We start from the raw sequence: 26,308 nt of genomic DNA on the forward strand, positions 1-26,308 counted from the left end.
TTAAAGCTCCGGTGCGCCTGAGGGAATCAGGCAGACGAAAACCAGTTTGTCGTCCCCGCTATTTCGGATCTGGTGCGGCTCATTACCCGGGATAAAGGCAACAGAGCCGGCTTGTACCGGCGTCCACTGGCCGTCCTGCCAGACCTCGCCGTCTCCGGCATGGAAAAAGATCTCATGTTCCCAGTCATGAGCGTGCTTGGGCGAGCACCCTCCCCGGTCCAGTTCAAAAACGCGCATGCAAAAATTCGGGGCCCCATCAGCCTTGCCGATCACCACCCGGCCGCTTACCCCTTTGACCTGGTCATTATCGATTCGCGTCTCTTTTGTCTGTGAATAGTGAGCTATTTTCATGCGATCGCAGCACCCTTTCAATGGTCATGGCAATGGTTCATCTGACAATGCATGAAAGCTATGAAGCAAGGGGGGTAATGTCAACTCTTTTCTAACTATGCTTGACTATCGAAATGAATTGGGCTGAAATAGGGCGACTTTTCACGATGAATGGTAAGATTGACGATTTATGCCATATCATACACCAATACAAACATTTAACGCGCTGCCTGGTTTTGTTCCAGGCATGTGATCATCAATCCCATGGAGGACGGGCAATGAATTTAAAGAAGGCATTTCCGGATAAGGTGGTCGATGCCGAAACCGCCGTTTCCTTAATTAAAAATGGCAGTCGTGTGTTTGTCGGTACCGGCTGCGGGGAACCCCAGCACCTGATCCGGACCATGGTGGAAGACCTGAACACACAGGACATCATGGTTTACCAGATGCTCTCCTGGACCTTTGCCAATTATGTGGATGATCCCAAATTTTTAAAGCGTTTTTCCCTGAAGCTGTTTTTCATCAGCCATGATATGCGCAAAGCCGCCTTTGAAGGTAAAATCGACTATGTGCCGACTTACCTGTCTCAGATCCCGCGCTATTTTGCCAACCAGCGCATCGGTCTGGATGTAGCACTGATTCAGGTCAGTCCACCGGATAAATATGGCTACTGCAGCCTGGGCGTATCCGTTGACATTACCCAGGCCGGTGCGCAAAGCGCCAAAATCGTCATTGCCCAGGTGAATCCGCGCATGCCCCGAACATGGGGGGAAAGCTTTCTGCATGTAGACGAGATCGATTATTTTGTGGAGTATGAAGAACCGCTGGTACAGGCCTTACCCAACCTGAAGAATCAGGAAATCGCCAATCGCATTGGATTTTACGTCAACCAGCTGGTGGATGACGGTGCCACATTGCAGATCGGTTTCGGCCATCTGCCCAATACCATTCTCGGGCACCTGTCGGATAAAAAAGACCTGGGGATTCACACCCAGCTGATCACCGACGCATTCCTGCCGCTGTTCGAAAAAAAAATCATCAACAACACCAAAAAAACACTTTATCCCGGCCGGGTAGTGGTATCGCTGTGCATGGGATCGGACAAACTCTACCGCTATGTGGATGACAATCCCATGTTCTTTTTCCGGTCGTCGGAGTTTGTCAATGATCCCACTGTGATTGCCCGCAACGACAATCTCATCTCCATCAGTTCGGCCCTTGAAGTCGATTTGACCGGTCAGGTCTGCTCGGACTCCATGGGCCACCTGTTTTACAGCGGTATCGGTGACCAGGTCGATTTCTTGCGCGGCAGCGCTATGTCCAAGGGTGGATTTTCCGTCATTGCCCTGCCATCCACGGCCCAGAACGGCTCTGTCTCGCGAATCGTGCCACACCTGAGCGAGGGTGCGGGCGTGGCCACGACCCGCGGTGACGTGAACTTCGTGGTCACCGAGTACGGTATTGCCGAACTGTCCGGCAAAAGCATCTACCAGCGGGTCATGGAGCTGGCCCAGATTGCTCATCCCAAGTTCCGCGAAGAGCTGATCGAGGTGGCCAAAACCAAACACTATATTTTTTCCGATCAGTTGCCGCCGTCCAGCGACGATCTGATCTTCATCGAAAGCTACAAAAACCGGCTGACATTAAGAAACGGCAGGACCATGGAATTCCGTCCTCTTTTGCCGTCCGATGAATTCGCCTATCGCAACTTTTTCTATTCACTTCAGGAAAAGACCATCTATTTTCGCTTTTTCTACAAAATGAAACTGTTCTCTCACGAAGTGGTACAACAGCAGTGGGCCAGCGTGGACTACCGCAAAAACATGTCCATGATCGGCCTGGCCCGCATTGCCGGGCATCAGGAGGTCATCGCCATCGGCTCCTATGCCGAGGAAAGCGAATCCCGGGCTGAAGTGGCGTTTGTGGTACGCGAGGATTTCCAGGGCATGGGAATCGCTTCTCATCTTCTGGCAACCATGGAGAAAATCGCCAAAGCCAACAACTACAAGGGCTTTCTGGCGACCGTATTGCGGGAAAACACCGCCATGCTGCACGTCTTCAAAAAACGCTACCCCAATGCCAAAACCACCATCAGCGGCGGCAGTGATGTTAGCATTCACATGGATTTTGATGACGCGGTGGAAAGGGCCGCCGGCACGGGCCTCCACAGGGATAATGACGATGCCTGTGTCTGCCCGATACCGGATGGGAAATAGAGAATTTCATGCGGTAAAGGCCACCATTTTCTTTTGCTTTGTATCGTAGTAGGCAATCCTGGTCTCATAGCTCGTCAAATCAATATGCAATGTTGCCTGATGAGGCAGATCGGTCCATGACAACTTGAGCTGGTCATCGGGTGAATCCTCGATGGTAAATCGGCCATCAAAGGCCTGGCAGGCGCACCGGAACGCCATGAGCCTTAATAGGCGTTGCACCACAGGCTTTTCGATTTCCTTGGCGATTTCTTCAAGGGAGTAATTGTGCCGGTTGATATCCCGGCCGTTTTTGGTCTGCTGTACCAGCTCGATATCATTCTCGCCGGCCAGCAGCCCCACGTAATACACCTGCGGAATTCCCGGTGTAAAAAACTGGATGGCCCGGGCGGCAATGTAGGAGTCATCGTTGCAGGCCAGGGCCGAGTAATAGGTACAATTGACCTGGTAGACATCCAGGTTCTGGTATTCGGGGCCGGAAAAGATTTTGCGGGTGTTGGCGCCCTTTTCATCCAGGCCGTTAAGGGTTCGCTCGAGATCGTCGGGGGGGATCACATCCTGTACGTCCACCACCCCGATACCGTCATGGGTATCCAGCGTGGTAATCTGCTTGCGGGGGCAAATGGCCAACCACTGTTTGAGCACCCGGCTGGTATGGTGGTAAAGAGTATGCAGCACCAGCATGGGCAACGAGAAATCATAAGTCCAGTATCCGTGCTCGGAGATTTTTTGATGATAGCTGAAATGCTCGTGCACTTCGGGCAGGATCTCCACCCCAAAAGGGGCCACATAATCCTTCAACCATTGGAGCAGTTCCCAGACCTGGGGCTCCAGGAAAAAGCAGTTGGTACCGAGTTTAAATGTACAATAGGCAAACGCGTCCATGCGAATCATTTTGGCCGGCGTTCGCGACAGTTGAATCAGGTAGCGCCGCATAATGTCATGGGTGAGCGGCGACGCCCAATCCAGGTCGATCTGCTCGTAATCAAAGGTACACCAGACCTTTTCCTTGGAGCCGTCCGCACGCTGGATGATGGTATAGGGGGGGCGGGGCTTTCGGGTATACACCTTGGCCAGCTCCGCCTCGCTGATCTCTCCATCGGGACTGATTTTATTGAAACTCAAAAACATGTCGGCGTACTGGGAATCCGCCCCGTTTTCCATGTAATCCTGGAAATAGACGGACTGCCGGGAAATATGATTGACCATGAAATCGATGGTCAGGTCGAATTCACGGCCAATCAGATCGATGTCCCGCCAGGTGCCGAACATCGGGTCCACTTCATCATACGTCAAGGGCGCGAATCCGCGGTCCGCCGAAGATGGATAAAAGGGCAACAGATGAATGCCGCCAATCGCCTCGCTTAAATACCGCCGCAGGACATAGTGAAGTTCCACAAGGTCGCTGCCCAAACTGTCCGGATAGACAATCAATTGAACCTGGTTGCTGAGGGACATCGCCTGTTCTCCTTACTTTTGATCATCGATGAAAGAAAAGTGCTTCAACCCTTCGATAATTCCACCCGAGCAACGGTTAGCGGCAAAATAGATATTGCGAGCGCCTTTAAGATCTTCCAGTTCGTTGCTGTAGTTGCCCACGACCACGGCACGCGGCTCTCCACGCAACATCTCCTCATCGTTGCCGGAATCACCGCACACCAAAAAATTGCTCAAAGGGATCTCCCAACGATAGCTCAAATAGCGGATCGCCTTGCCTTTGGAGGCCCGAAAGGGAAGGATATCCAGATACATGCCGTGGGAATAGATCAGGGTATAGCGACAACGGTGATGAAGCAGGCGGTGGTGAACGGCCGAAATTCGGTCCTTGGCCGACTCCATGTAGTAGCTGACTTTAAACCGGCGCTGGGCGTCTTCTTCCTGATATTCGAGAAAATCAAAATCCTTCAGCAATTCAACAATTTTTTCGCGATTCCAACGATTGGCGATATGACTGGCCCACCCCGGGCTGGGAGTCGTGCTCTGCCCGTAAAACATGGCGCTGCCCACCGAGCAAATAATCACGTCCGGATCAGGGATATTGTACTCCTTGAGGATTTTCCGTGTGGAATCAGAAGAGCGTCCCGTTGCCACCCCAAAACCGACGTGCTCCCGGTTTTGTTTCAACAGCTCGAGCAGCGCTTCCAGTTGTGAATTGTCATCGCCGATCAAGGTATTGTCGATGTCGGTGATCAAAAAATGGGTCAGTTTAAGCAGCCGCCGGCCAATGGCATCGGATGGCTTGGCGGTGTTGAGAACAAGCTTGTGGTTACCATCGGTGAGTCTTTTTATTTTCTTCGTATACACACCGGCATGACTTGCCCACGTGTAATGCTTGCGGACATTCATGATGCCGTTTTTCGAATATTGATCCCAGAGCCCTTTATCGGTGATGATTTCACGAATGGCCGCCGACACCTGATCCGTATTGGAGACATCGACGAGAATGCCGTTTTGACAATTGCGGATAATATCGTTGGGTCCCCCGTCATTGGTGGCCACAATGGGAAGGCCGGTGGCCGATGCCTCAAGAAGGGTCAGCCCGAAGGGCTCGGTAAGCGCCGGGTTGATGAACACGCCCCTTTTCGCGGCGGCAATGCGATACAGGGCCGGCACTTCGTATTCGAAATCGTGCTTTTTGGGAATGGCCATCTTGCCGTAAAGATCGTATTTATCCATGGCCAGGAGCATCTGGGTCAACACTTCCTTCTCATTGTCGGCCATGGCGTCAATATCTTTTCTCAGCCCGGCAAACACGGCCAGGTTGGCCATGGCCTGAAGTCCCAAATCTTCTCCGTAGGCCTTGACCAAACCGGAAATATTCTTGCGCTTGTCCGGCCGGCTGAGCGCAAGCACCAGCGGTTTGTCAGGGTTCATAAAAAAACGATTCAACTCGCCCAGCATGGAGGCTTGAGCGTAACGGGCATTTTCCGAGGGCTGCGAGTCGTCGAGATCATCGTGATAGTAGGGGTAAAACGTTTCGACATCAATGCCAGGCGGAATCACTTCATATTGCGGCACCTTGCGATTGTCATAAAGTCCGTACTGCTCCGTGATCTCATGGTTCGTGCTGGTTACCACCAGATCCGCCCGGGACAGGATCTGTTCTTCAATCTGAATGCGGTGATCGATCTTGAAACGTTTGTTCATCTCCGCTTCACTCATGCCCTGATCAAGCAGTCTGGCTTTTTTGGCCCGTCCCAGCGAGTGGCCGGTATAAACGAAAGGCAGTCCGAGGATGTCGGCCAATTGGTTGGCAACATAGCCGGCATCGGGATAATGGCCATGCACAATATCGGGAAAATCCTGGTCGCGCCGGATAAATTTGATCGTCTTGTCCACATATTCTTCCAGGTGCGGCCAAAGGCGCTCTTTGCGCAGGTACTTTCGCCCACCGCACTGGATGCGTACGATACGGAACTTTTCGTTAATGACTTCAATGGGCTTGCTGTAGTCGGAAGATACGCGTTTATCGCCAATCAGACGTGTGAAAAGATCCACTCGGCCGATATCTTCACGCTCGCTCAGGCAGCGGCCCAGTTCAAGAACATATTTTACCTGCCCGCCGGTGTCTGCGTCCCGGCCCATTTCCAGATTGTTCGCTCGAATCAGGCCATGTAAACTAAACAGATGAACGGTGGGTCCTTTGGCGACCATGGATAATTCCTTTCTAACAGGGTTAGTGTGTAGGCAAATCAACAGCGGTTCGTTGTCCACAACCGCAAGGGTGCCGTTTAAAATCAGCCTCCTTTAAAGATATTCCTAAAGTCATTGTAAAACGCATCATCATCGGGGACGGCACCGGCAATCTGGCAAATTCGCCCGGCAAAGCGGGATGCCGCCTCCACGGTGACATCCCAGGCAAGCTGACGGATGTATCCGGCAGCCAGTATGGCGGCATAGCCGTCACCAGCGCCCACAGTATCAACGATGGCGCGGGCCTCGGTGGCGGGCCTGTGGATGATCCCACCGGACCAGGCAAACGTGCTGCCCTGTCCGCCCCGGGTCAACGCGATATGTTGTATATCAAATGTTCTCATCAGCCATGACAGCGCGCCATCGCCATCCATGGGGCCATCGAATCGTTGCGTTATCTTCTCCAGCTCTTCTTCATTGAGTTTAAGCATATCCGCAAAGTTGAGTGATTCGGCCACGGCATGGGGATTAACATGGGGAAAACGCATATTGATGTCACAAAAATGCGTGCCCCGCCCCCGTTGACGGCTGAGGAATTGGGTGACCTGTCGGCAGGCGGTATCGGTTCGTTGCAGCAAGCTGCCAAAATAGGTCATGGTCGCGTCATCGATGCCGGATAGCACATCGGGGTCAAGCGACAGGTAGTCGTAAGCCACATGTTGACAGATATCAAACCGCGGTACACCGGCGGCGTCAAGCGTAACCTGAACCGTTCCCGTTGGATGCCGGGAATCGATCTGAATATCGGCTGGGTCAAATCCGTTTTGTTCGGCCATGGCAAGCAGCGCATGCCCATGTCGATCATCCCCCACACGGCTGATCAACCGCACCGGAAACCCCAGTTTTTTCAAATGATACGCAAAATTAAAAGGGGCGCCGCCCATTCGTTGATAGTCCGGGAAAATGTCAATCAACATCTCGCCAATGACAAGTATCACCAAGTCTTCCCCCCTTACAAAAAGTGGAAATTGATAATTTCGATTGAATTCATCTTAAAGTGATGTCACCTGAAACGGTGTGCACTGAACCGCAAAACTGCCTTTTTTAACCCAAATGCGGGCCATGGAGACCGTTTCGCCGGAAAGATTGACAATATTGGCCAGTTTTTCCACATAGGAAATGTCGTTTTTGCTGAATTCCAGGTAAGGACTGATTTCATTGTATGGATCCGGCACCAGAATAATCTTCTCTGAATCCATGGGGTGTTTTTGCGGAGACCCGCTATAGGGAACATGAGTTTTTGAAAGAGAATGGACATCCTTGGGCGCCTTGTACTTCTCAATTTCAAACTTCTCAACTTTTTGAAGCGATGTAATCGGTGTCATAAAAACGCCTCCAGTGAAAGGATAAAACGAATTTCGCTCACCTGAACATTAGTATCTGACATCAAAGGCGTCAAACGCGCCTTCGTAGCTTTGCCAGTCCACCATTACGTCATCGACGCGTGAAGCGGGTGGTCCTTTTTTGCACCAGTTGATCAAAGAAACCACATCACCTTTTTTCCCCTCGCTAAGGGCCTCCACGGTTCCGTCACGCAGGTTGCGAACCCATCCCGTAACACCGTACAGGTTGGCGGCACGCATGGTCTCGGCCCGAAAAAAAACACCCTGCACCCGGCCTGAAATAATCAGGTGGGCCCTGACTTTTTCCTCCATTTCATCATCCTCCTGGATTTCGACGTTGGAATCGTAAAAAGGGGCAATTCAATCAATATTTAAGATATTTCCAGCATCTTTGCATGTCAAGGTGGATAGCCCAAGCGGGCAATCGCATGCAATCGATTTCATCCTTCATTTGACATTTGGCCGTTGGCATGTGGCGCCTTGGTTTGACAATGTTATCCGGTGATCCTACAGTATCATATATCTATAGAATAAACTGATCTTACAACGATTTTTTTAAAGTGGCGTGGTAAACGTTCAGGAGACAGACCAATGAAAAAAATGGCAGATATGCTGCTCAGGCAGAAAGCCTTCTCGGAAATCGTCATGGGCAACACGGCCCTGGTGAGAGCCATGGTGGAAGCCGGCACCCGGGTGGTCAGTTCCTATCCCGGTTCCCCGACACCGGAAATCGCCACCGCCATCGCATCCATTCCCACCGCCCAGCGGCCTTTTTATTTTGAATTTTCCACCAACGAAAAGGTCGCCACCGAGCTGGCCTATGGCGCGGCACTCAACGGGCACCTTTCCACCGTTTTTTTCAAAAGTGTCGGACTGAACGTAGCCGCAGACACCTTTGTGCAGCTCAGCCTGATGAACATCATCGGCGGTCTGGTGATCGTTTTGGGCGATGATCCCGGCGCCAACTCCTCCCAAAACGAGCAGGATAACCGCCACTACGCATTGCTCAGCTATACCCCGGTGCTGGAACCGGCGGATCCTGGGGAAGTTTACCGCTTTTACCTGGAAGCCGCCCGGCTTTCCCAACACCTGCACATGCCGGTGATCCTGCGCCTGACCACGCATGTATGCCATGCCAAGCAAAAAGTGGCCTTCGGCGCCTGGCAACCGCAATCACCGGACGACACCCCCCGCTTCGATTCGGCCAACGGTCCCTATATCCCGCTTACCAGCCTGGCCCTGGAACAAAAACGCACGGCCCTGGATCGCCTTGAGCAGGTTCGCCGCCATGCCGAAAAAAGCGATTTGAACCAAAGCGTCGACAACGGCAATGCAAAGCGCGGGGTGATCACCATGGGACTGCCGTTTCTGTCCCTGATGGAAACCATTGGCGGCGTGGCCGCCAAACCGGACATCCTCAAGCTGGCCTATGTTCATCCCCTGCCCCGCAAGACCATCATCGATTTTCTTTCCCGTCATCAAACGGTTAAAATTCTTGAAGAGCTCGACGACGTGCTGGAAAATCAGATCAAGGCCATTGCCTTTGACGAAAAAATTCCGGTTACCATCATCGGCAAGACGCTCACCGATGACTGGATTGGCGAGTATACCCCGGACAAGGTGCGCCAGGTGCTCGCCCGAAGCTGGCCGGACATGATTCCACCGGACAAAGTCCCTGCCGCCCCTGATCCGGCCCCTTCCCGGGTGGCCCAATTGTGCCCGGGTTGCGGTCATCGCAGCGCCTTTTTCGCCATCAAACAGGCCCTGGCCGCCACGGACATCACGGTGGCCGATATCGGCTGCCACACATTAGGATTTCAGCCCCCCTACAATATGGGCCAGCTACTCATGTGCATGGGGGCGTCCACAGCCATGGGCAGCGGCCTGCGATTATTCAATACCAGTCGCAACGTCGTGGCCTTCATGGGGGATTCGACATTTTTTCATGCCGCCCTGCCCGGCGTTATCAATGCCATTTTCAACCGCCACCCGATTACCTTGATTCTGATGGAAAACGGCACCACCGCCATGACCGGCCACCAGGACCATGCCGCCACCGGTCACAATTTCAATGCGGCAACGGACAAAATTCCGGTGCGCCAGGTGCTGGAGGGACTGGGGGTCAACCATATTTTCGAGGTGGACACCTACCAGCAGGCCAAACTGATCGAACGGGTCAAAGAGGCCTTGGCCATCGACGAATTTTCCGTGGTCATCGCCCGGCATCCATGCATGCTTAAATTCACCCGGGAGCAGCGTAAAAAGCCTGGCTATCGAAGGCGGCAGGTGACCATTGATCAAGACGTGTGCGAACGGATTCACACCTGCGTCGAAACGTTCGCCTGTCCCACCTTCACACGGGATGCCAAGGGGAACATCACCATCAACACCGATCTTTGCATCGGTGACGGCAGCTGCATTCAGACCTGTCCATCCGAGGCCATTGCCCCCGCCAATCAGAAAAAATCAGGAGGTGCCGCATGAAACCGTTCAACATCTATTTGACGGGGGTCGGTGGCCAGGGTATCGGCCTGATCAGCGAAACCATCCTTCGGGCCGTTGACCATGGCGGTCATCGGGTAAAAAGTGTGGACACCCACGGCCTGGCTCAACGCGGCGGCATCGTTGTCTCCCAGATTCGCATGGGTGATGCGGTTTTCTCACCCCTGATTCCCGATGGCCAGGCTGACTTGGTTGCCAGCCTGGAACGTCACGAGGCCCTGCGCGCCGCCGGCACCATGCTGAAAAGAAAAGGTGTGCTTATCTACTACAACACGGTCTGGCAGCCGCTTTCCGTGCGTCTGAACGAGCGGTCGGAAGTCAGCCAAGCGGACATCCATTCACTGTGCAAAAACCGCGGCATCAAAGTGATTTCCGTTTTCCGAGATCATTTGACCGACATTCGCATGCAGAACATGGTTGTGCTGGCTGAAATCTGCAAACGCGGCCTTATTCCCGGCATCCAGCAGGAACACTATGAAAAAGCCATGGCTGATTTGATGGCCGGCCCCATGCTGGAGAAGAATATGGCGGTTTTTTCGGCGAATTGACCAGTGTCCGTCCACAAATCGGTATAATTGGCCATTTCAGGATGGGCACCAAGGGCTGACGTTAAAGATGGACCAGCGTACATCTTATGGGGTGAAAAGCACTATCGGGCCGGATTCTACCCATAGGCCATGCTGGTGCTTATAGAAACACCGACGCGTCAATCTTCTTTTCGACCGTCGGGATGGCCTGTGCCTTTTACGGCGCCCGGTTCTCCCATGACGAAATCGTTCTTCATGTAGTTGATCACGTCATCGGTTGGCAACACTTTTGCGACAGTGCTGTTAGCAATCTTTAGCGCGATTTCTTGATTTGCTGTCGCTGTTGCGACCGCGTCAGCGACCACCACAACATCGTAACCACGCGAGTTGCCCGCGTAGGCCGTGCTGAGAATACATTCATCTGTCCAGAGACCGACAAGCACGATAGTATCGATGCCGGCGACCTTCAGTTTCTCATCCAGATAGGAATTGCCGTTTTCATCGAAGTTCCAGAACATATCCAGATGCTTTCCGTGGTAGAACCAACCGTCGGAAACTTCCTTATCAGTTGGGGCAATTTCCGATAGGGGCATCATGCCGGGTGCTCCGGTGAAAACATACACGGCGTTCTCTGGATCTTCCGGCCGCAGGCCTTTTGGACCATACCATCGATCCATCGCGTTGCTGATGCCGTCGTCAAAAATACGGGTCCAGGCACTCCACATAATGCGGATTCCGTCACTTTTCGATTGCGCCGCTCGAAACGCACCCACCAATCTGGTGAGATTCGGTAGAATAACCCCTGCATACGGTCGGTACTCCTCTTGACAGTCATCGAGAAGTAGGGCGATTCTACGAGGTCGATCCTCCAGATTCCAGGAAGCCCAAAAGCTTAGCGGCTGTCGATTCGGACTACCTGGAGTACTTCTGTAGTTGTTCATCGGCTTTATCGCCATATCCATGTCGCGATGCTTGCGTGGTTCCTTGAGAGCTTCTTCAAGTGTTCGAACCTTGCCGTCACTGTTGTTCATCATCGATTCCCTCTCGAATAGCGTTGTTGCGTGGGCAGCCGTCACCTTGCCGCTAACCCTTGTGATGGTATCAACGGGTTTTTCTCTCTTTGGAAGCGTTTTACTCTATCTGGTGCCGGAAACGTTGTCAAGAAAGCTCACAGCCAGTGGATTTCTGATGTAACTCGCCCATACACAATATTTGAAAGTTTGTTTGTTTCAGGCTGTTGAGCTACTGCTTAATTGAGATCAGATTAGACCTCTTTATCTCATACGGCTTCATATAGCGAAAGCCAACCAATGGGAAAACACCCGATAAAACAATCAGTGACTTTTTCTGAGCAGTCGTTTTTTGTAGCGGTCACGGGTGACCTCATCGATTAGCTTTTCCCCGACCAATAAATCTAAATGGGTCGTCAACGAATCGGGCCTTTGATAGGCACGCCGGCCTTGACCGTCATCGTCAAGGGGCTGCCGCCTATGTAGTAAGCCAGCTCGGCCGGCCGCTGGATGTCCCAGACGGCAAAATCGGCCATCTTGCCCGTTGCAAGGCATCCGATATGCTGATCGCGCCCCAGCGCCCGGGCGGCATGGACAGTGAACCCGGCCAGGGCTTCGGCGGGCGTGAGGCCGAATAAAATGCAGGCCAGGTTCATCATGAGCAGCGGCGAGGTGGTTGGACTGGTGCCGGGATTGCAATCGGTGGCCAGGGCCATGGGCACACCGGCCTTGCGCAATCCTGCCACCGGCGGCAGACGGGTTTCCTTGAGAAAGTAGAAGGCCCCGGGCAGCAGCACGGCCACCATTTGCGCGGCTGCCATGGCATGGATGCCATCGGCACTCAGGTATTCCAGATGGTCGGCGCTCAGTGCCTGATAACCGGCGGCCAGGGCGGCGCCGTTAGTATCGCTGAGCTGTTCGGCGTGGATCTTGACCCGCAGCCCTGCACCTGTGGCCGCCTCGAAGATGCGCCGGGTCTGATCCCTTGAGAAAGCGATGCGCTCGCAGAAAACGTCCACCGCCTCGGCCAGATTTTCTGCGACCACGGCAGTTAGCATGTCTTCGACCACCAGAGCCACGTAATCGTCCGACCGGTCCCGGTACTCGGGTGGCAGGGCATGGGCCCCCAGAAACGTGGGACAAACCCTAACCGCCGTCTCGGCCCCCAGCCGGCGGGCCACCCGCAGCATTTTCAGCTCGTTTTGGGTGTCCAGGCCATAACCGCTTTTAATTTCGACGGTGGTCACGCCCTGGGCCTGCATGGCCGCCAGCCGGCGCACGGACTGGTCGAACAGGCTCTCTTCGGTGGCCTTTCTGACCTCGTTGACCGTGCTGACAATCCCGCCGCCGGCCTGGGCGATTTCCTCATAGGTGGCGCCGCCGAGCCGCATTTCGAACTCCAGGGCCCGGTTGCCGGCGTAGATTAGATGGGTGTGGCAATCGATCAGTCCCGGCGTCACCCAGGCGCCGTTCAAGGCATAAACGCGCCGGGCCGAGGATTCGGCCACTGGCGGCAGGTCCCGCCGGGGGCCGATCCAAACAATGCGCCCGTCGGCAACGGCCATGGCACCGTCTTCGATCGTGCCGTAAGGCTTTTCACCGGTCATGGTGGCCAGGTGACAGTCGATCCACAGGGCATCGATGGGACTGTCAAAATGCACTGGATTCATACGTTTGTCCTCTATACAGCGACACGTTGCAGTCTATGCGGTGTGCTGTGCCTGACGGCAGTAAGCCCTAAATGGATAGGATACGGTGCACCGATCACTTTTATGTTTCGCGTTCATCCAGGATCGCCAGCACCTCGGCACATTTCTTTGCGGCCCGGGCCAACAGGGCGTCGGCCTGGGCACTGATTTCCTTTTTAAAGACAGCATCGGACACGCCTGCCAGATTGATCTGCACGTTCTGGTAGGCGCCCCAGATCCCCGTCTCCAGCGCCCGGGCACCCACCTGAACATCCGAGGCCGAGGCGATGTTGCCGTAGCGGGCCACCTGGGTCATGGCATCCCAGGCCTTGTCGGCCAGCTGCATGGTTGTCAGGGGCACCCGGGTGGCGGTTTTCAGGCCGGCCTGCATTTTCTCCCTGCGGGCCTTTCGCTGGGCATCGGTGGCTTTGGGCATGGCCAGCCCCTCCATGTACGCATTAAAAGCCTCGGTGTCGGCATCGATCATGGGAATCAACGCCTGGGACTGGTGGTGCAAGGTGGGGATAATGGCCCGCATGCGGCCGTCCAGATGCTCGAACTTGCGCACCCCATAGGTAAGCTTGGCCACCATGGCGCCCAATCCGGTTCCCAGCGCGGCCAGCACCGCCGACACCGAACCACCGCCAGGCGCCGAGGTGCGGGCGGCCACGTGTTCGATAAAGGCCCGTACCCCCATGCCGGCCAGGGGTTCGTGGCGGGGTTCGGCCACGGCATAGTCGATGATGCGCGTCTGCGGATCAAAGGTGGCCACCGCATTGAGCCCCAACCGCTCGATGGCCAGCCTCACCTTCTGGCCCTCGTCGAGGATAAACAGGTTTTCCTTTTCTATGTAATAATCGGCAGCCATGATAATCGCTTCTAGGGGCACCACACCGACGATTTCCGACCCGGCCACACCCACATGCAGCGCTGCGGCCTCCGCTTTCACCGCCTCGAATAGGGTGTGGATGGCCGTCACCCGGTAATCGGTGAGATTGACGGTCACCTGGGCCAGATTGTACTCACCCACATACCAGCCCATGCCCTTGACCGCCTTAAGACGGCCTGGCTGGTCCTTCCCGCGGCCGGCCTCGCGCAGGTTCAGGGCGATACGATGGGCCTGGTTGCGGGTGCCCAGGATATTGACATTGTAAGCGATCAAAAACTGGCGGGCGCCCGTGGCTGTGGCCCCCCACTCGGGGATGAATTCGGCCGGACCGAAATCGGGTTTCCAGCGCGGATCGGCAAGCCGTTCGGCCAGTCCTTCGTATTCTCCCCGGCGGATATCGGATAGCTTGCAGCGATAATCGGCGCTGGCCGCCGCTTCATACAGATAAATGGGCACGCCGAGCGCCTCACCGGCCCGCCGACCGAATGTCCGGGCGATATCGGCACACTCGGCCATGCTGACGCCCCTGACTGGAATAAACGGACACACGTCCATAGCACCGAACCGGGGATGCTCGCCCTTGTGAGCACGCATGTCGATGCGTTCCCGGGCCACCCGGGCTGCGGCCAGGGCACCCTCGACGATGGCATCCGGATCCCCCACGAAGGTGACCACGGTGCGGTTGGTCGATGCCCCCGGGTCCACGTCCAAGAGGTTGCACCCGGCGGTATCCCGAATCGCCTGGGCAATCGCCTGGATTGTTTCACTGTTGCGACCCTCGGAGAAATTGGGCACACACTCGACAAGTTTCCTCATGGTTTCCTCTTTCCCGATACATGGCGAATTTCCGATTTGGCAAATAGTTCGGCCACCGCCTGGTTCACTTGCGTTTCATCGGCCAGGTAAGGAATGGTGATCTGGTCGCCGTTGGGATTCTCCCGGTTATACTCGGCGGACACGGCCATGGCGTTTGGATTGCGTCCCCAGTTGCGCCGGGCCACGCCGCCCATCACGTCCCACAGCATGGCCGAGCGGATAGTGTCGTCGACCCGCCTGGAGCCGTCGAGCACCAGCCCGAAGCCACCATTGATGGCCTTTCCGATGCCGGTCCCGCCGCCGTTGTGCAGGGCCACCATGGACATGCCCCGGGCCGCGTTGCCGGCAAAACAGTGGGTGGCCATGTCGGCGCACACGTTACTGCCGTCCTTGATGTTGGCCGTCTCCCGAAAAGGGGAATCAGTGCCGCCGGGATCGTGGTGATCGCGGCCGAGCATGATGGGCCCGGTCACCCCGTCCCTGACCATCTGGTTGAACTTAAGAGCGATATTCACCCGGCCCACGGCATCCTGATACAGAATCCGCGCCTGACTGCCCACCACCAGTCGATTGGCGGCGGCATCCCGGATCCAGATGTAGTTGTCCCGGTCTTCGGGACGGCGACCCGGGTCGATGCAGTCCATGGCTGCCCGGTCGGTCCTGGCCAGATCTTCGGGCTGTCCGCTCAAGCAGACCCAGCGAAACGGTCCGTACCCATAATCGAAGATGGGCCCCATGATGTCCTCGAAATAGGAGGGAAAAACAAAACCGTCCTTGGCATCCACCCCGTTTTTGGCCACTTCAGTGATGCCGGCATCGAACACCGCCTTTAAAAAGGCATTGCCGTAATCGAAAAAGAAGGCCCCCGGCCCGGTAATGGCCTGGATCAATGCATAATGACGGCGCAGGCTGCGGTCGACCAGTTGACGGAAGGTCTGCCGGTCTTCGGCCAAAAGCCGGGTGCGCTCCTCAAAGGAGATCCCCTGGGGACAGTATCCGCCGTCGTAGACCACGTGGCAGGAGGTCTGGTCGGACAATAGATCGACTTTGAATCGTTTGTCGACCAGATGCGCGAGCAGGTCCACGACATTACCCTGGTAGGCGATGGAGGTGGCGGTCTTGTTTTCAACGGCTGCCTTGGCCCAGGAAAGGACTTGATCCAGGTCGGCGGAGACCTTCTCCACCCATCCCTGGTCAAGGCGGGTCTGAATACGCGAGGCGTCCACTTCGGCAATCAGGGAGACCGCCCCGGCAATAGCGGCGGCCTTGGGCTGGGCGCCGCTCATACCGCCCAGGCCGGAACTGACGAAAAGCAACCCTGCCAGGTTGCCGTCGGCGGGCACGCCGCACATTTTGCGGCCGGCATTGAGCAGGGTGTTGTAGGTACCGTGAACGATTCCCTGGGGGCCGATGTACATCCAACCGCCGGCAGTCATCTGCCCATAAGATGAAACCCCCATCTGAGCGGCGATTTCCCAGTCATCGAGGTTGTCGTAGAGCCCCACCATCAGCCCGTTGGTGATCACCACCCGGGGTTGGTCCGGAGCGGACTTGAACAGTCCTAAAGGATGGCCGGACTGCATGACCAGGGTCTGATCCTCGGTCAGGGCCTCCAGATATTTTTTGATCAGGCGGTACTGCATCCAGTTCTGGCAGACACTGCCGGTCTCCCCGTAGGTCACCAGTTCATACGGGTAAAGGGCCACCTCGACATCCAGGTTGTTGTCGATCATCAGCTGAAAGGCCCTGCCGGCCAGGCAATTTCCCTTGTAGGCCGTGACGGGCTTGGCCGAAAGGGGCCCGTGGGGCCGGAACCGGTAGCCGTAGATGCGTCCCCGGGTTTTCAGTTCGGTCAGAAACTCGGGGATCAATACGTCGTGGTGCTGCGGCGGGATATAACGCAGGGCGTTTTTCAGGGCCGTACGGGTCTGGGCCTCGGTCAGACGGTAGCCCCGGTCGGGCGCCCGCCGGATGCCTGCTCTAAACGGTTCGGGTTCCGGCAATTCACCGCCTATGCGAATGGTCATGGTTTTGGCCATGTCATTGGGATTAAGCATCATTGGATTCTCCTGACGTTTCCATAAACGGGCGATTGCTGATTATTTGGCATTATTATATATCTGTTGCCTGTCAATGGCCAAGGAGAATTGGTTTGATCTCGCCTTAATATAGCATCTTACCATGAACTGCGCATTATATGCACATCAATAACAGAAGACTACCTGGGGGGACAATATTTCTGTACAGCCGAAATATGTTTCAACCACTTGTAATACTTTTAATTAAAATATTTTTATTTTTATAAAAAGGTTATAACAGCCAATGACGACGCAATTATTCATTGTGCAATATTTACCCATTCACTAATACCCCTTTCACAAAAGTGTTTATTTATTTCCCGATAAAACCGTCTCGAAGCGATTATCCATTGGATCTCTCTTTTTTATACCATCCCACAGCAAATTATTTTTATTCAATCATATCTAATACTTATTTTTATCCTCAAACCAACTCGGGTTAAAAACGATGATGGCATTCAATTTGCTGTAGTGAACCCCTTTAACGATTTTAGGTAAAGCAACGATGTGTCAGACATCCCCACTGCAATGCGAACCGAGGCTATTCGGAGAGTATGACACTGAAAGATCGTCCGTATTATTCCAACGAAAAGCCCATTCCCGTTATCGGGAATGGCCCCTAACAGTCCGATCAAAATTGCAGCATTTTGCCTGCTGCGAATTCAAGATCATCTGGATGTTCTAAACAACAACCCTGTGGCTGTGTGGCAAAAAATCAGCCACGGACAATCGGAAGGAGAAACGATGAGTAGTACGCCCCAATTATGGACCGCCACCTACGAAGCCCAAACCACGGATGAACTGGCCGATGCCTATAAGGCATGGGCGGGTGACTATGATCGAGATACGCTGGACACCATGGGGTATGTGGGCCCGCATGCGGCGGTGAAAATGCTTGACTATCACTTGGATTCAAAATCATGCCGCGTTCTTGATGCCGGCTGTGGCACCGGCCTGGTGGGTGAGCTTCTGAATCGCATGGGGTACGAAAACGTGGATGCCATGGACTATTCAGAAGCAATGCTGGATGAAGCGGAAAAAAAAGGCGTATATAACCAGCTGATGAGAGATGATATGAATCACACGCTGGGTATTCCGGATGACCATTATGACGCCACGATCTGCGTGGGGACGTTTACCTATGCCCACGTGGGTCCGCATGCACTGGACGAACTGGTGCGCGTCACCCGCCCAGGCGGATATATCTGCTTTACCATCCGGGATGGCCTCTATAAGGAACATGGTTACCGCAACAAAATGCTCAAGATGGAAGCCAGCGCCAAATGGGAGCTGGAAGAACTTATCGATCACGATTATCTTATAAAAGAAAACGTGAACGCAAAATTCTGCACCTACAGGGTGCTGGACAATTAAGCCCTTTATTCAGGCAGTCCCCGTCCAGAAGTTGGATCGTTGGCCTTTATTGAATGGAAAACAGATAGAACCACACAATATTTACAACATGGTAAAAAGAGGAAATATGGTAAGCGACAATCAAACACTTGACAAAGTATATACCGCAAAGAATCACGAAGAACTCATGGATGCCTACAAGGACTGGGCCGCCGATTATGATACCGATACGGTACAACGCTTTGGCTATGTCGCCCACATCGCTTCTGCCGATGCCCTGGACAAGGTGCTGGATCAAAAAGATGTCCATATTCTGGATGCCGGCTGTGGCACCGGCCTGGTGGGTGAGGAACTTGTCAAAAAGGGATATAACCAAATCGATGCCCTTGATTACTCCAAGGAAATGCTTGACGAAGCAGAGCGTAAAAAAATCTACAGGCAGCATATCCAGGCCGACTTGAGCAAATCGCTTGACATCCAAAAGGATCAATACGATGCCATCGTTTGCACGGGAACCTTTACCTATGGGCATGTCAAGGCCACGGCATTTAACGAGCTGATTCGTATCACCAAACCGGGCGGGGTCATTTGCTTTACGATTCGCGAGGGCGCCTATGAAAACTATGACTACCGCGGGCACATGATTGGCCTGGAGCAGGATAACGCCTGGGAGCTTGTCAGTATGCACGACTCAGACTACCTGAAAAACGAAGGCGTCAAGTGCAAAATGTGCACATATAAAGTACTTAAGGGTGCAGGTAAAAAATAATTACACCAGATTGCGCCGGATTTGCGCCTCGTCTACAAGGCGCATCCGCCGGTGCATATTTGGAATCTGTGCCGGCGGATGGAACGCTGTAGACGGGTGCAAGGACAAGCAGGATGGGGTAATTATTTTTTCCTGCGCCCTAATTAAGCCCAATCGTTAAGATCCAGAAAAACGGTAGTCCAATGCGGCAAAAACCTGAGGGTACCCTGGCAAAGGCGCCAAAAGGAAACTTTCGTCAATCACGATTTCTGGTCAACGCCGGGCTTAGTGCCCTCGGGCTTTTGCAAAAAAAGAAGGCTTATATAGATCAATGTTCAAGGCACAATATCCAGGTCTTAAGCGGTTTTGGCATACCGTAGCGTAACATCGGGCTTCTAAGGAAGTCACCCCAAAATAGGGTGATTTCCTGGACTTGAATATTTCCCCAGAAGCAGGGGCAAGCCGCTTTTTACGAATTCATCAATATTTAATTGCAGTTATGATTCATATTATGAGTGTGAGAAAATAATGAGAATTCGCACCTACCACATAATACACCCCTGAAATCCAACATGAGCCATTTGAAATACTGGACACGATCCACCATCGAATTATTCAAAGAGCTGGACGAATAAGCCGCCCTCAGGTAAAATTGATGTTTAAAATGAGTGCCGATCAGGCAACCAGAAAAGATCTTCTGCATTTTCTCGATGTGTTGCAAAAAGCGGCCTGATTATCAACGGCAAAAAGCTGAATTTTATGCAACGTTAGGGATAACTTAGAAGGTAAGCGATTGAAAAAGAATGAATCTTTAAAAGAAAAGCCGGTGCAATGGTGCTTAGAATACGTGGCTGACGAAGATAGAGAATGGCAGGTCACGATCGATTCGGTTCCGTTTGTCATGGGCCGTGCCGATGACTGCAATCTTAAATTAACCGATCGGCATATTTCCAGACATCATAGTGAGATTCGTATCAGTGGTGATCTACTGTGGATTCGAGACCTAAAGAGCACCAATGGCACATTTGTAAATCAAAATAGACTCGAAGATGCCCAACTGCTTGAACCAAAAGATATTATTTCAATTGGGAGATACACGTTCAGGGTCAAATCAATCTCGCCCTCACTTGCTGATGAAAATCTTGAAACGATTGACACAACGCTTTTTGAAAAACGGATGGACGTAGATTTGTATTCTTTTGAGCCAAGGTTCAGGCAGTTAATTCATGAACGCAATGTAATTCCACATTTTCAGCCCTTATTAAGATTCTTAGACATGGCCAACGTGGGGTATGAGATTCTTGGAAGAATTGGTGATGAACGTTTACCGTCGAGTCCTGATGACTTATTTGATATGGCCAAGCACTTGGGGTATGCCTCTGAACTCAGTTCTTTATTCCGTGAAGTCGGGGTGGAAATAGGCAAAGATTTGCCTGGGTCCCCGATGTTGTTCGTTAATTCCTCCATGTCCGAAATTAGCGATATAGACACCCTTTTGGCATCGATGCAAAAGATTTGTGATATGGCCCCTTCCAATAAAATCGTGTTGGAAATCAATGAAAAAGCCATCGCAGATAGAAATGAACTGCCCATGCTGCGCAGTGCCCTGAAAAAAATGGGTATCGGATTGGCTTTCGATGACTTTGGGGTAGGACAAACGCGTTTGGTGGAACTTTCCAAAACACCTCCAGATTACTTAAAATTCGACATTTCCCTAATTCGTGAAATCCATCTCGCCCCAAAGCGATTACATCAGATGATTTCAACCTTTATCAAAGCTTCTCATGACCTTGGTATTCTTACCCTGGCTGAAGGCATCGAATGTTCTGATGAATCAAAGGTGTGCCAAACGCTTGGCTTTGATTTTGGACAGGGATATTTCTTTGGAGAACCGGCACCCATCAATGAGATCAATTAACCATTTAGGACAGAAAGGGGAAGAATTGAGTCATTTTTTTCTTATGTGAAATTCATTTCCTACTAATTATTACCTTGATCTCTTACAGGTTACAAAAAACATCAATATATAGTGGTAATATTTTAAACGACATCGACATATTGATTTGCATGATTTTTGCTAAGAGCTTAACAGTTACTCTTTACCCCTTCATGTATTTTGGATGCGCTTGCCGCGTAGCGGAATAATTTCTCTAAGGTTCAACGCCCCCAGCTAACCGCTCTTAGGATTAAATGGTAACACCGATTAGAGCAACACCATCTTAAACGAACAATGAACAAATTTCTTGGTCACCTTTTTTCCAGCAGGTTTCGAAATACCCAGGACTAAGAAATGCCTCCAGAATAAAATTCGGAGGCATCGATGAACTGACCGCATCCATTTTAGCCGGTAGCGCGGATGTAAACGGGTAGAATACCTTGTGCATTTGCCAGCGGCGTAGATCTATAGCGGGGAGCACAATGACAATGCATGGGATGATTGGTTGGCAGAGGTTCCGCGGATTTTGCCTATCGTTAATCTTTCTGTGTTTAACCCTGCTTCCGTCGAGCTGTGGAGATGACCAGCAGGACAGCGTATCGGATGAATCTGATGGGGCCGCATCGGCTAATCTGACCATACGCTGGCACGATGCACCCATGGCCCAGGAGTCGGCGCCCATTCGGGCGGCGACTTTGGATTGCCAGGCAGGCGGTGTAGATCAGGTGGTTTGCGAGGTGTACGATGCCGAGGGCAACTGGCTGGTGATCGGCGGCCCGTGGGATTGCGAAGCCGGCAGCGGGAGGGTCGAGGGCATTCCGCCGGGTCAGGACCGAATCTTTGTGGTACTGGCGGAAGATGAGTTTGGCAACATCCGCTACCAGGGAGAGACCACCGGGGTCAGCATCGAAGCCGGTGAAATCACCCAAGGCGTAGTCATTGACGCCTATCTGTTTGTTCCCACCTTGTCCGCCCCCGAAGACGATGCCGAAGATATTGATCCCAACAGCGTGTCCCTTGAATGGGAGACTGTTGAAAATGCCGATGAATACCTGGTACAGGTGGCCACAGACCTTGATTTTGAAGCCATCGTCATCAATGAAACAACCCCTGCCACGGCCTACGCACCCTCAACCCTTGAGCCGTTAACAGAATATTTCTGGAAAATTTGTGCGGTAGACATGTACACCAACACGGGTGCCGACTCAGAAGTCAGAAGCTTTGTCACGTCTGATTGTGCCTACACGATTTCACCCGCCAGCCGATCGGTCACTTGGGGGGGGGAAACCTATGCGGTAGCCGTTACCGCCACCCACACCGAGTGCGAGTGGTCCACTTCGGAAAGCTACGATTGGATCTTGCTGTCGCCCACCAGCGGATCGGGCAGCGACACGGTGCAGGTCACTGTTTCAGCCAACGAGGGTGAGGCTCGATCCGCCACCATCACCATCGCCGGTCAAGATCATACGATCAACCAGGATCCTGCCGGTTGCAGCTACACGATTTCACCCGCCAGCCGATCGGTTGACAACGAAGGGGAGACATATAATGTCGCAGTTACCGCCACTCACAGCGAGTGCGAGTGGTCCACTTCCGAAAATTACGACTGGATCTTGCTCTCGCCCGCCAGCGGCAGCGGCAACGGCACGGTGAGCGTTACCGTTTTAGCCAACACCGGCGCGGCACGATCAGCCACCATCACCATCGCCGGGCAAAATCATACAATAAACCAGGACCCTGCCGGTTGCAGCTACACCATTTCCCCTACTATCCGATCGGTTAATTACGAGGGTGAGGCTTATACCGTCACCGTTACCGCCACCCACAGCGAGTGCGACTGGAGCGCTTCCGAAAACTATAATTGGATCTCGCTGACTCCCACCAGCGGCAACGGCAATGGCACGGTGAGCGTTACCGTCTCAGCCAACACCGGCGCGGCACGATCGGCCACCATCACCATCGCCGGGCAAAATCATACGATCAACCAGGACCCTGCCGGTTGCAGCTACACCATTTCCCCCACCAGCCGATCGGTTGATAACGAAGGAGAGACCTATTCCGTCACCGTCACCGCCACCCACAGCGGATGCGACTGGAGCGCTTCCGAAAACGACGATTGGATTTCGCTCTCGCCCACCAGCGGCAGCGGTAGCGGCACGGTGCGCGTTACTGTTTCTGCCAACACCGGCGCGGCACGATCAGCCACCATCACCATCGCCGGCCGGCCCCATACCGTCAACCAGGCGGCGGGATCATGCACCTACACCATCGCCCCCACCAGCCGATCGGTTGATAACGAAGGGGAGACCTATTCCGTCACCGTTACCGCAACCCACAGCGGGTGCGACTGGTCCACTTCCGAAAACTACAATTGGATTTCGCTCTCGCCCACCAGCGGCAGCGGCAGCGGCACGGTGCGCGTTACTGTTTCTGCCAACACCGGCGCGGCACGATCAGCCACCATCACCATCGCCGGCCGGCCCCATACCGTCAACCAGGCGGCGGGATCATGCACCTACACCATTGCCCCCACCAGCCGATCGGTTGATAACGAAGGAGAGACCTATTCTGTCACCGTTACCGCCACCCACAGCGGCTGCGACTGGTCCACCTCCGAAAACTACACGTGGATTTCGCTCTCGCCCACCAGCGGCAGCGGCAGCGGCACGGTGCGCGTTACTGTTTCTGCCAACACCGGCGCGGCCCGATCGGCCACCATCACCATTGCCGGGCAAAATCATACGATCAATCAGGATCCTGGAGGTTGCAGCTATACCATTGCCCCCACCAGCCGATCGGTTGATGACGAAGGGGAAACCTATTCTGTCACCGTTACCGCAACCCACAGCGGCTGTGACTGGTCCACTTCCGAAAACTACACGTGGATCTCACTCTCGCCCACCAATGGCAGCGGCAGCGGCACGGTGCGCGTTACCGTTTCTGCCAACACGGGCGCGGCCCGATCAGCCACCATCACCATTGCCGGGCAAAATCATACGATCAATCAGGATCCTGGAGGTTGCAGCTATACCATTGCCCCCACCAGTCGATCGGTTGAAAATGACGGGGAGACTTATTCCGTCACCGTTACCGCCACGCACAGCGGGTGCGACTGGAGCACGTCCGAAGACTACGGTTGGATCTCACTCTCGCCCACCAGCGGCAGCGGCAGCGGCACGGTACGCGTTACCGTTTCTGCCAACACGGGCGCGGCCCGATCAGCCACCATTACCATTGCCGGTCAAAATCATACGATCAACCAGGATCCTGGAGGTTGCACCTATACCATTGCTCCCACCAGCCGATCGGTTGAAAATGACGGGGAGGCCTATAACGTCACCGTGACCGCAACTCACAGCGAATGCGAGTGGTCCACTTCCGAAAACTACAATTGGATTTCACTCTCGCCCACCAGCGGCAGCGGCAGCGGTACGGTGCGCGTTACTGTATCAGCCAACGATGGGGCGGCACGATCGGCCACCATCACCATCGCCGGTCAGAATCATACGATCAACCAGGAAGCGGGCGCATGCACCTACACCATTTCCCCCACCAGCCGATCGGTTGATGACGAAGGGGAGACCTATTCCGTCACCGTTACCGCCACCCACAGCGGCTGCGACTGGAGCACCTCCGAAAACTACACGTGGATTTCACTCTCGCCCACCAGCGGCAGCGGTAGCGGCACGGTGCGCGTTACTGTTTCTGCCAACACCGGCGCGGCCCGATCAGCCACCATCACCATTGCCGGGCAAAATCATACGATCAACCAGGATCCCGGAGACACTGCGGCACCAACACCAAATCCCTTGACCTGGTCAACTGAACCTTATGAAACCAGTACATCATCGATTTCGATGACATCCAATAGCGCTTCCGATCCAACCACTCCGATCACCTATTTATTTGATTTCTATAATAGCCCGAGCGGCGGTTCAGGAGGAACAGACTCAAGCTGGCAGAGTAATAGGAGTTACACCGATTCGGGCCTTGGCACTAACCATCAGTACGGATATCGGGTAAGGGCACGGGATGGTCTTAACAATCAAACATCATGGTCGGATGTTAGCTATGATTATACCGACATCGAAACTCCGACTGGAATCACTTTTGGTACGATAACAACAAACAGCATCCAGGCAAGATCGACAAATACCCCTTCAGGGTTAACCAGAGGCTCCTCCGGCTTGATACTCTACAACACAACTCGGGCAACAAATTCAGGCTGGCGTCAGAATAATGACTATTGGAATAGTACATCCCTTTCCGTCAACACAAGCTATGGATTTCGTGCTCGGGCCAGAAATGGTGATGGGGATCTAACGGATTACTCGACCACCTATACTCGGTATACATTGGCCAATACACCTGGGTATGCCCAATTCTCCAACGTGACACAAACCAGCATTCGAGCCAACTGGACTGCTAACGGAAATCCTTCCGGGACGCAGTACTATTGTGAGAACATGGACAACGGAACAAATTCAGGTTGGATAACAAATACTTATTGGGCTAGCACAGGCCTTGATTGTGGCGCCTCATACGAATTTAGAGTGAGAGCGAGAAATGGCAATAATGTAGTAACCGGTTGGAGGTATCTCGATAATCAATACACTCTGGGATGTGATGACATTTATGAAGAAAACGATACCATGGGATCGGCTCACAATATCACCAGCTGGGGAACCTATTGGTTATACGGAATTCAATACGATTACGATTGGTATGTTTTTTACTACGATGGTTCTGGTGAATATTTAGAGGTATTGTTAGATTTTAGCCATAGCAATGGCGACATAGATCTCGCCCTCTACAATAGTTCTGGAGCTTTGATAGCTTCGTCTACTAGTTCTACAGATGATGAACAAATTGTAGTATCCGTTGGAGCTGGTACCTATTACATAAGAGTCAGTGGTTACCCTTCAAACAATACAGGAAACACTTATTATTTTAGATGGAGATGGATAATAGGTTAGTGCCATCGTATACGCAGGGATTAGGACGTTTCAAAATCCGAAGCTGCCGCCGTTGTCGATATTTTTTTTGGCTCATAATGAGATTTCTCACTTACCATAATACGACCCTGAAATCCAACATGAGCTTTTAAATAGAAAGAGGTCTTGACGACTCCATTACATAGCGGGGCTTCAGTCAGTGGGATAGCATCGTTAAACGGCAATGA

The 26,308-nt window shown here is 53.2% G+C and carries 17 protein-coding genes; 7 read left to right on the top strand and 10 right to left on the bottom strand.

Annotated elements, in window-relative coordinates; genetic code table 11:
- The gene (locus Dvar_RS27835) at positions 1-351 is read right to left on the bottom strand and encodes a cupin domain-containing protein (RefSeq protein ID WP_419656406.1); all 351 of its coding nucleotides are present in this window, start codon (positions 349-351) and stop codon (positions 1-3) included.
- A 257-nt stretch (positions 352-608) separates the two neighbouring features.
- Here Dvar_RS27835 and Dvar_RS27840 point away from each other — a divergent pair, with 257 nt between their 5' ends.
- Positions 609-2,546, top strand: a complete 1,938-nt coding sequence (locus Dvar_RS27840) for a GNAT family N-acetyltransferase (RefSeq protein WP_419656407.1) — start codon at positions 609-611, stop codon at positions 2,544-2,546.
- A gap of 6 nt (positions 2,547-2,552) precedes the next feature.
- Here the strand turns inward: Dvar_RS27840 and gtfA are convergent, their stop codons facing one another.
- The 5 genes from gtfA to Dvar_RS27865 all read right to left on the bottom strand — a co-directional run bounded on the left by gtfA (position 2,553) and on the right by Dvar_RS27865 (position 7,891).
- Entirely contained in the window at positions 2,553-4,001 is a 1,449-nt protein-coding gene (gene gtfA, locus Dvar_RS27845) for a sucrose phosphorylase (protein ID WP_419656408.1), read from the bottom strand.
- Between the two features lie 12 nt (positions 4,002-4,013).
- Entirely contained in the window at positions 4,014-6,197 is a 2,184-nt protein-coding gene (locus Dvar_RS27850; RefSeq protein WP_419656409.1) for an HAD-IIB family hydrolase, read from the bottom strand.
- Between the two features lie 83 nt (positions 6,198-6,280).
- Positions 6,281-7,174, bottom strand: a complete 894-nt coding sequence (locus tag Dvar_RS27855) for a carbohydrate kinase family protein (protein ID WP_419656410.1) — start codon at positions 7,172-7,174, stop codon at positions 6,281-6,283.
- A 54-nt stretch (positions 7,175-7,228) separates the two neighbouring features.
- Positions 7,229-7,561 carry an inorganic pyrophosphatase Ppa gene (locus Dvar_RS27860; protein ID WP_419656411.1) on the bottom strand — a complete coding sequence of 111 codons (333 nt, stop codon included), beginning with the start codon at positions 7,559-7,561 and terminating at the stop codon, positions 7,229-7,231.
- Between the two features lie 48 nt (positions 7,562-7,609).
- Entirely contained in the window at positions 7,610-7,891 is a 282-nt protein-coding gene (locus Dvar_RS27865; RefSeq protein ID WP_419656412.1) for an acylphosphatase, read from the bottom strand.
- Positions 7,892-8,170: 279 nt separating this feature from the next.
- Here Dvar_RS27865 and Dvar_RS27870 point away from each other — a divergent pair, with 279 nt between their 5' ends.
- Positions 8,171-10,063 (top strand): thiamine pyrophosphate-dependent enzyme, encoded by a 1,893-nt coding sequence (locus Dvar_RS27870; RefSeq protein WP_419656413.1) that lies wholly within the window; start codon positions 8,171-8,173, stop codon positions 10,061-10,063.
- On the top strand, positions 10,060-10,629 hold the full coding sequence (locus Dvar_RS27875) for a 2-oxoacid:acceptor oxidoreductase family protein (protein WP_419656414.1): 570 nt from the start codon (positions 10,060-10,062) through the stop codon (positions 10,627-10,629). The genes Dvar_RS27870 and Dvar_RS27875 overlap by 4 nt, the downstream gene beginning before the upstream one ends.
- 158 nt (positions 10,630-10,787) lie before the next feature.
- Here the strand turns inward: Dvar_RS27875 and Dvar_RS27880 are convergent, their stop codons facing one another.
- The 4 genes from Dvar_RS27880 to Dvar_RS27895 all read right to left on the bottom strand — a co-directional run bounded on the left by Dvar_RS27880 (position 10,788) and on the right by Dvar_RS27895 (position 17,071).
- Positions 10,788-11,642 carry an isochorismatase family protein gene (locus Dvar_RS27880; protein ID WP_419656415.1) on the bottom strand — a complete coding sequence of 285 codons (855 nt, stop codon included), beginning with the start codon at positions 11,640-11,642 and terminating at the stop codon, positions 10,788-10,790.
- Between the two features lie 392 nt (positions 11,643-12,034).
- On the bottom strand, positions 12,035-13,288 hold the full coding sequence (gene hutI, locus Dvar_RS27885) for an imidazolonepropionase (RefSeq protein ID WP_419656416.1): 1,254 nt from the start codon (positions 13,286-13,288) through the stop codon (positions 12,035-12,037).
- A gap of 100 nt (positions 13,289-13,388) precedes the next feature.
- Entirely contained in the window at positions 13,389-15,011 is a 1,623-nt protein-coding gene (gene ftcD, locus Dvar_RS27890) for a glutamate formimidoyltransferase (protein WP_419656417.1), read from the bottom strand.
- Positions 15,008-17,071, bottom strand: coding sequence for a urocanate hydratase (locus tag Dvar_RS27895; RefSeq protein ID WP_419656418.1), 2,064 nt, complete (start codon positions 17,069-17,071; stop codon positions 15,008-15,010). The genes ftcD and Dvar_RS27895 overlap by 4 nt, the downstream gene beginning before the upstream one ends.
- A gap of 762 nt (positions 17,072-17,833) precedes the next feature.
- Here Dvar_RS27895 and Dvar_RS27900 point away from each other — a divergent pair.
- The 4 genes from Dvar_RS27900 to Dvar_RS27915 all read left to right on the top strand — a co-directional run bounded on the left by Dvar_RS27900 (position 17,834) and on the right by Dvar_RS27915 (position 26,102).
- A complete protein-coding gene (locus tag Dvar_RS27900; protein ID WP_419656419.1) occupies positions 17,834-18,463 on the top strand; it encodes a class I SAM-dependent DNA methyltransferase in 630 nt (209 codons plus the stop codon).
- A gap of 106 nt (positions 18,464-18,569) precedes the next feature.
- Positions 18,570-19,211 carry a class I SAM-dependent DNA methyltransferase gene (locus Dvar_RS27905; protein WP_419656420.1) on the top strand — a complete coding sequence of 214 codons (642 nt, stop codon included), beginning with the start codon at positions 18,570-18,572 and terminating at the stop codon, positions 19,209-19,211.
- Positions 19,212-19,983: 772 nt separating this feature from the next.
- Entirely contained in the window at positions 19,984-21,108 is a 1,125-nt protein-coding gene (locus tag Dvar_RS27910; protein ID WP_419656421.1) for an EAL domain-containing protein, read from the top strand.
- 506 nt (positions 21,109-21,614) lie between these two features.
- Positions 21,615-26,102, top strand: a complete 4,488-nt coding sequence (locus Dvar_RS27915; protein WP_419656422.1) for a BACON domain-containing protein — start codon at positions 21,615-21,617, stop codon at positions 26,100-26,102.
- Positions 26,103-26,308 lie beyond the last annotated feature (206 nt).

The sequence above is a fragment of the Desulfosarcina variabilis str. Montpellier genome, assembly GCF_048565275.1.
In the GTDB taxonomy this organism is placed as follows: domain Bacteria; phylum Desulfobacterota; class Desulfobacteria; order Desulfobacterales; family Desulfosarcinaceae; genus Desulfosarcina; species Desulfosarcina variabilis.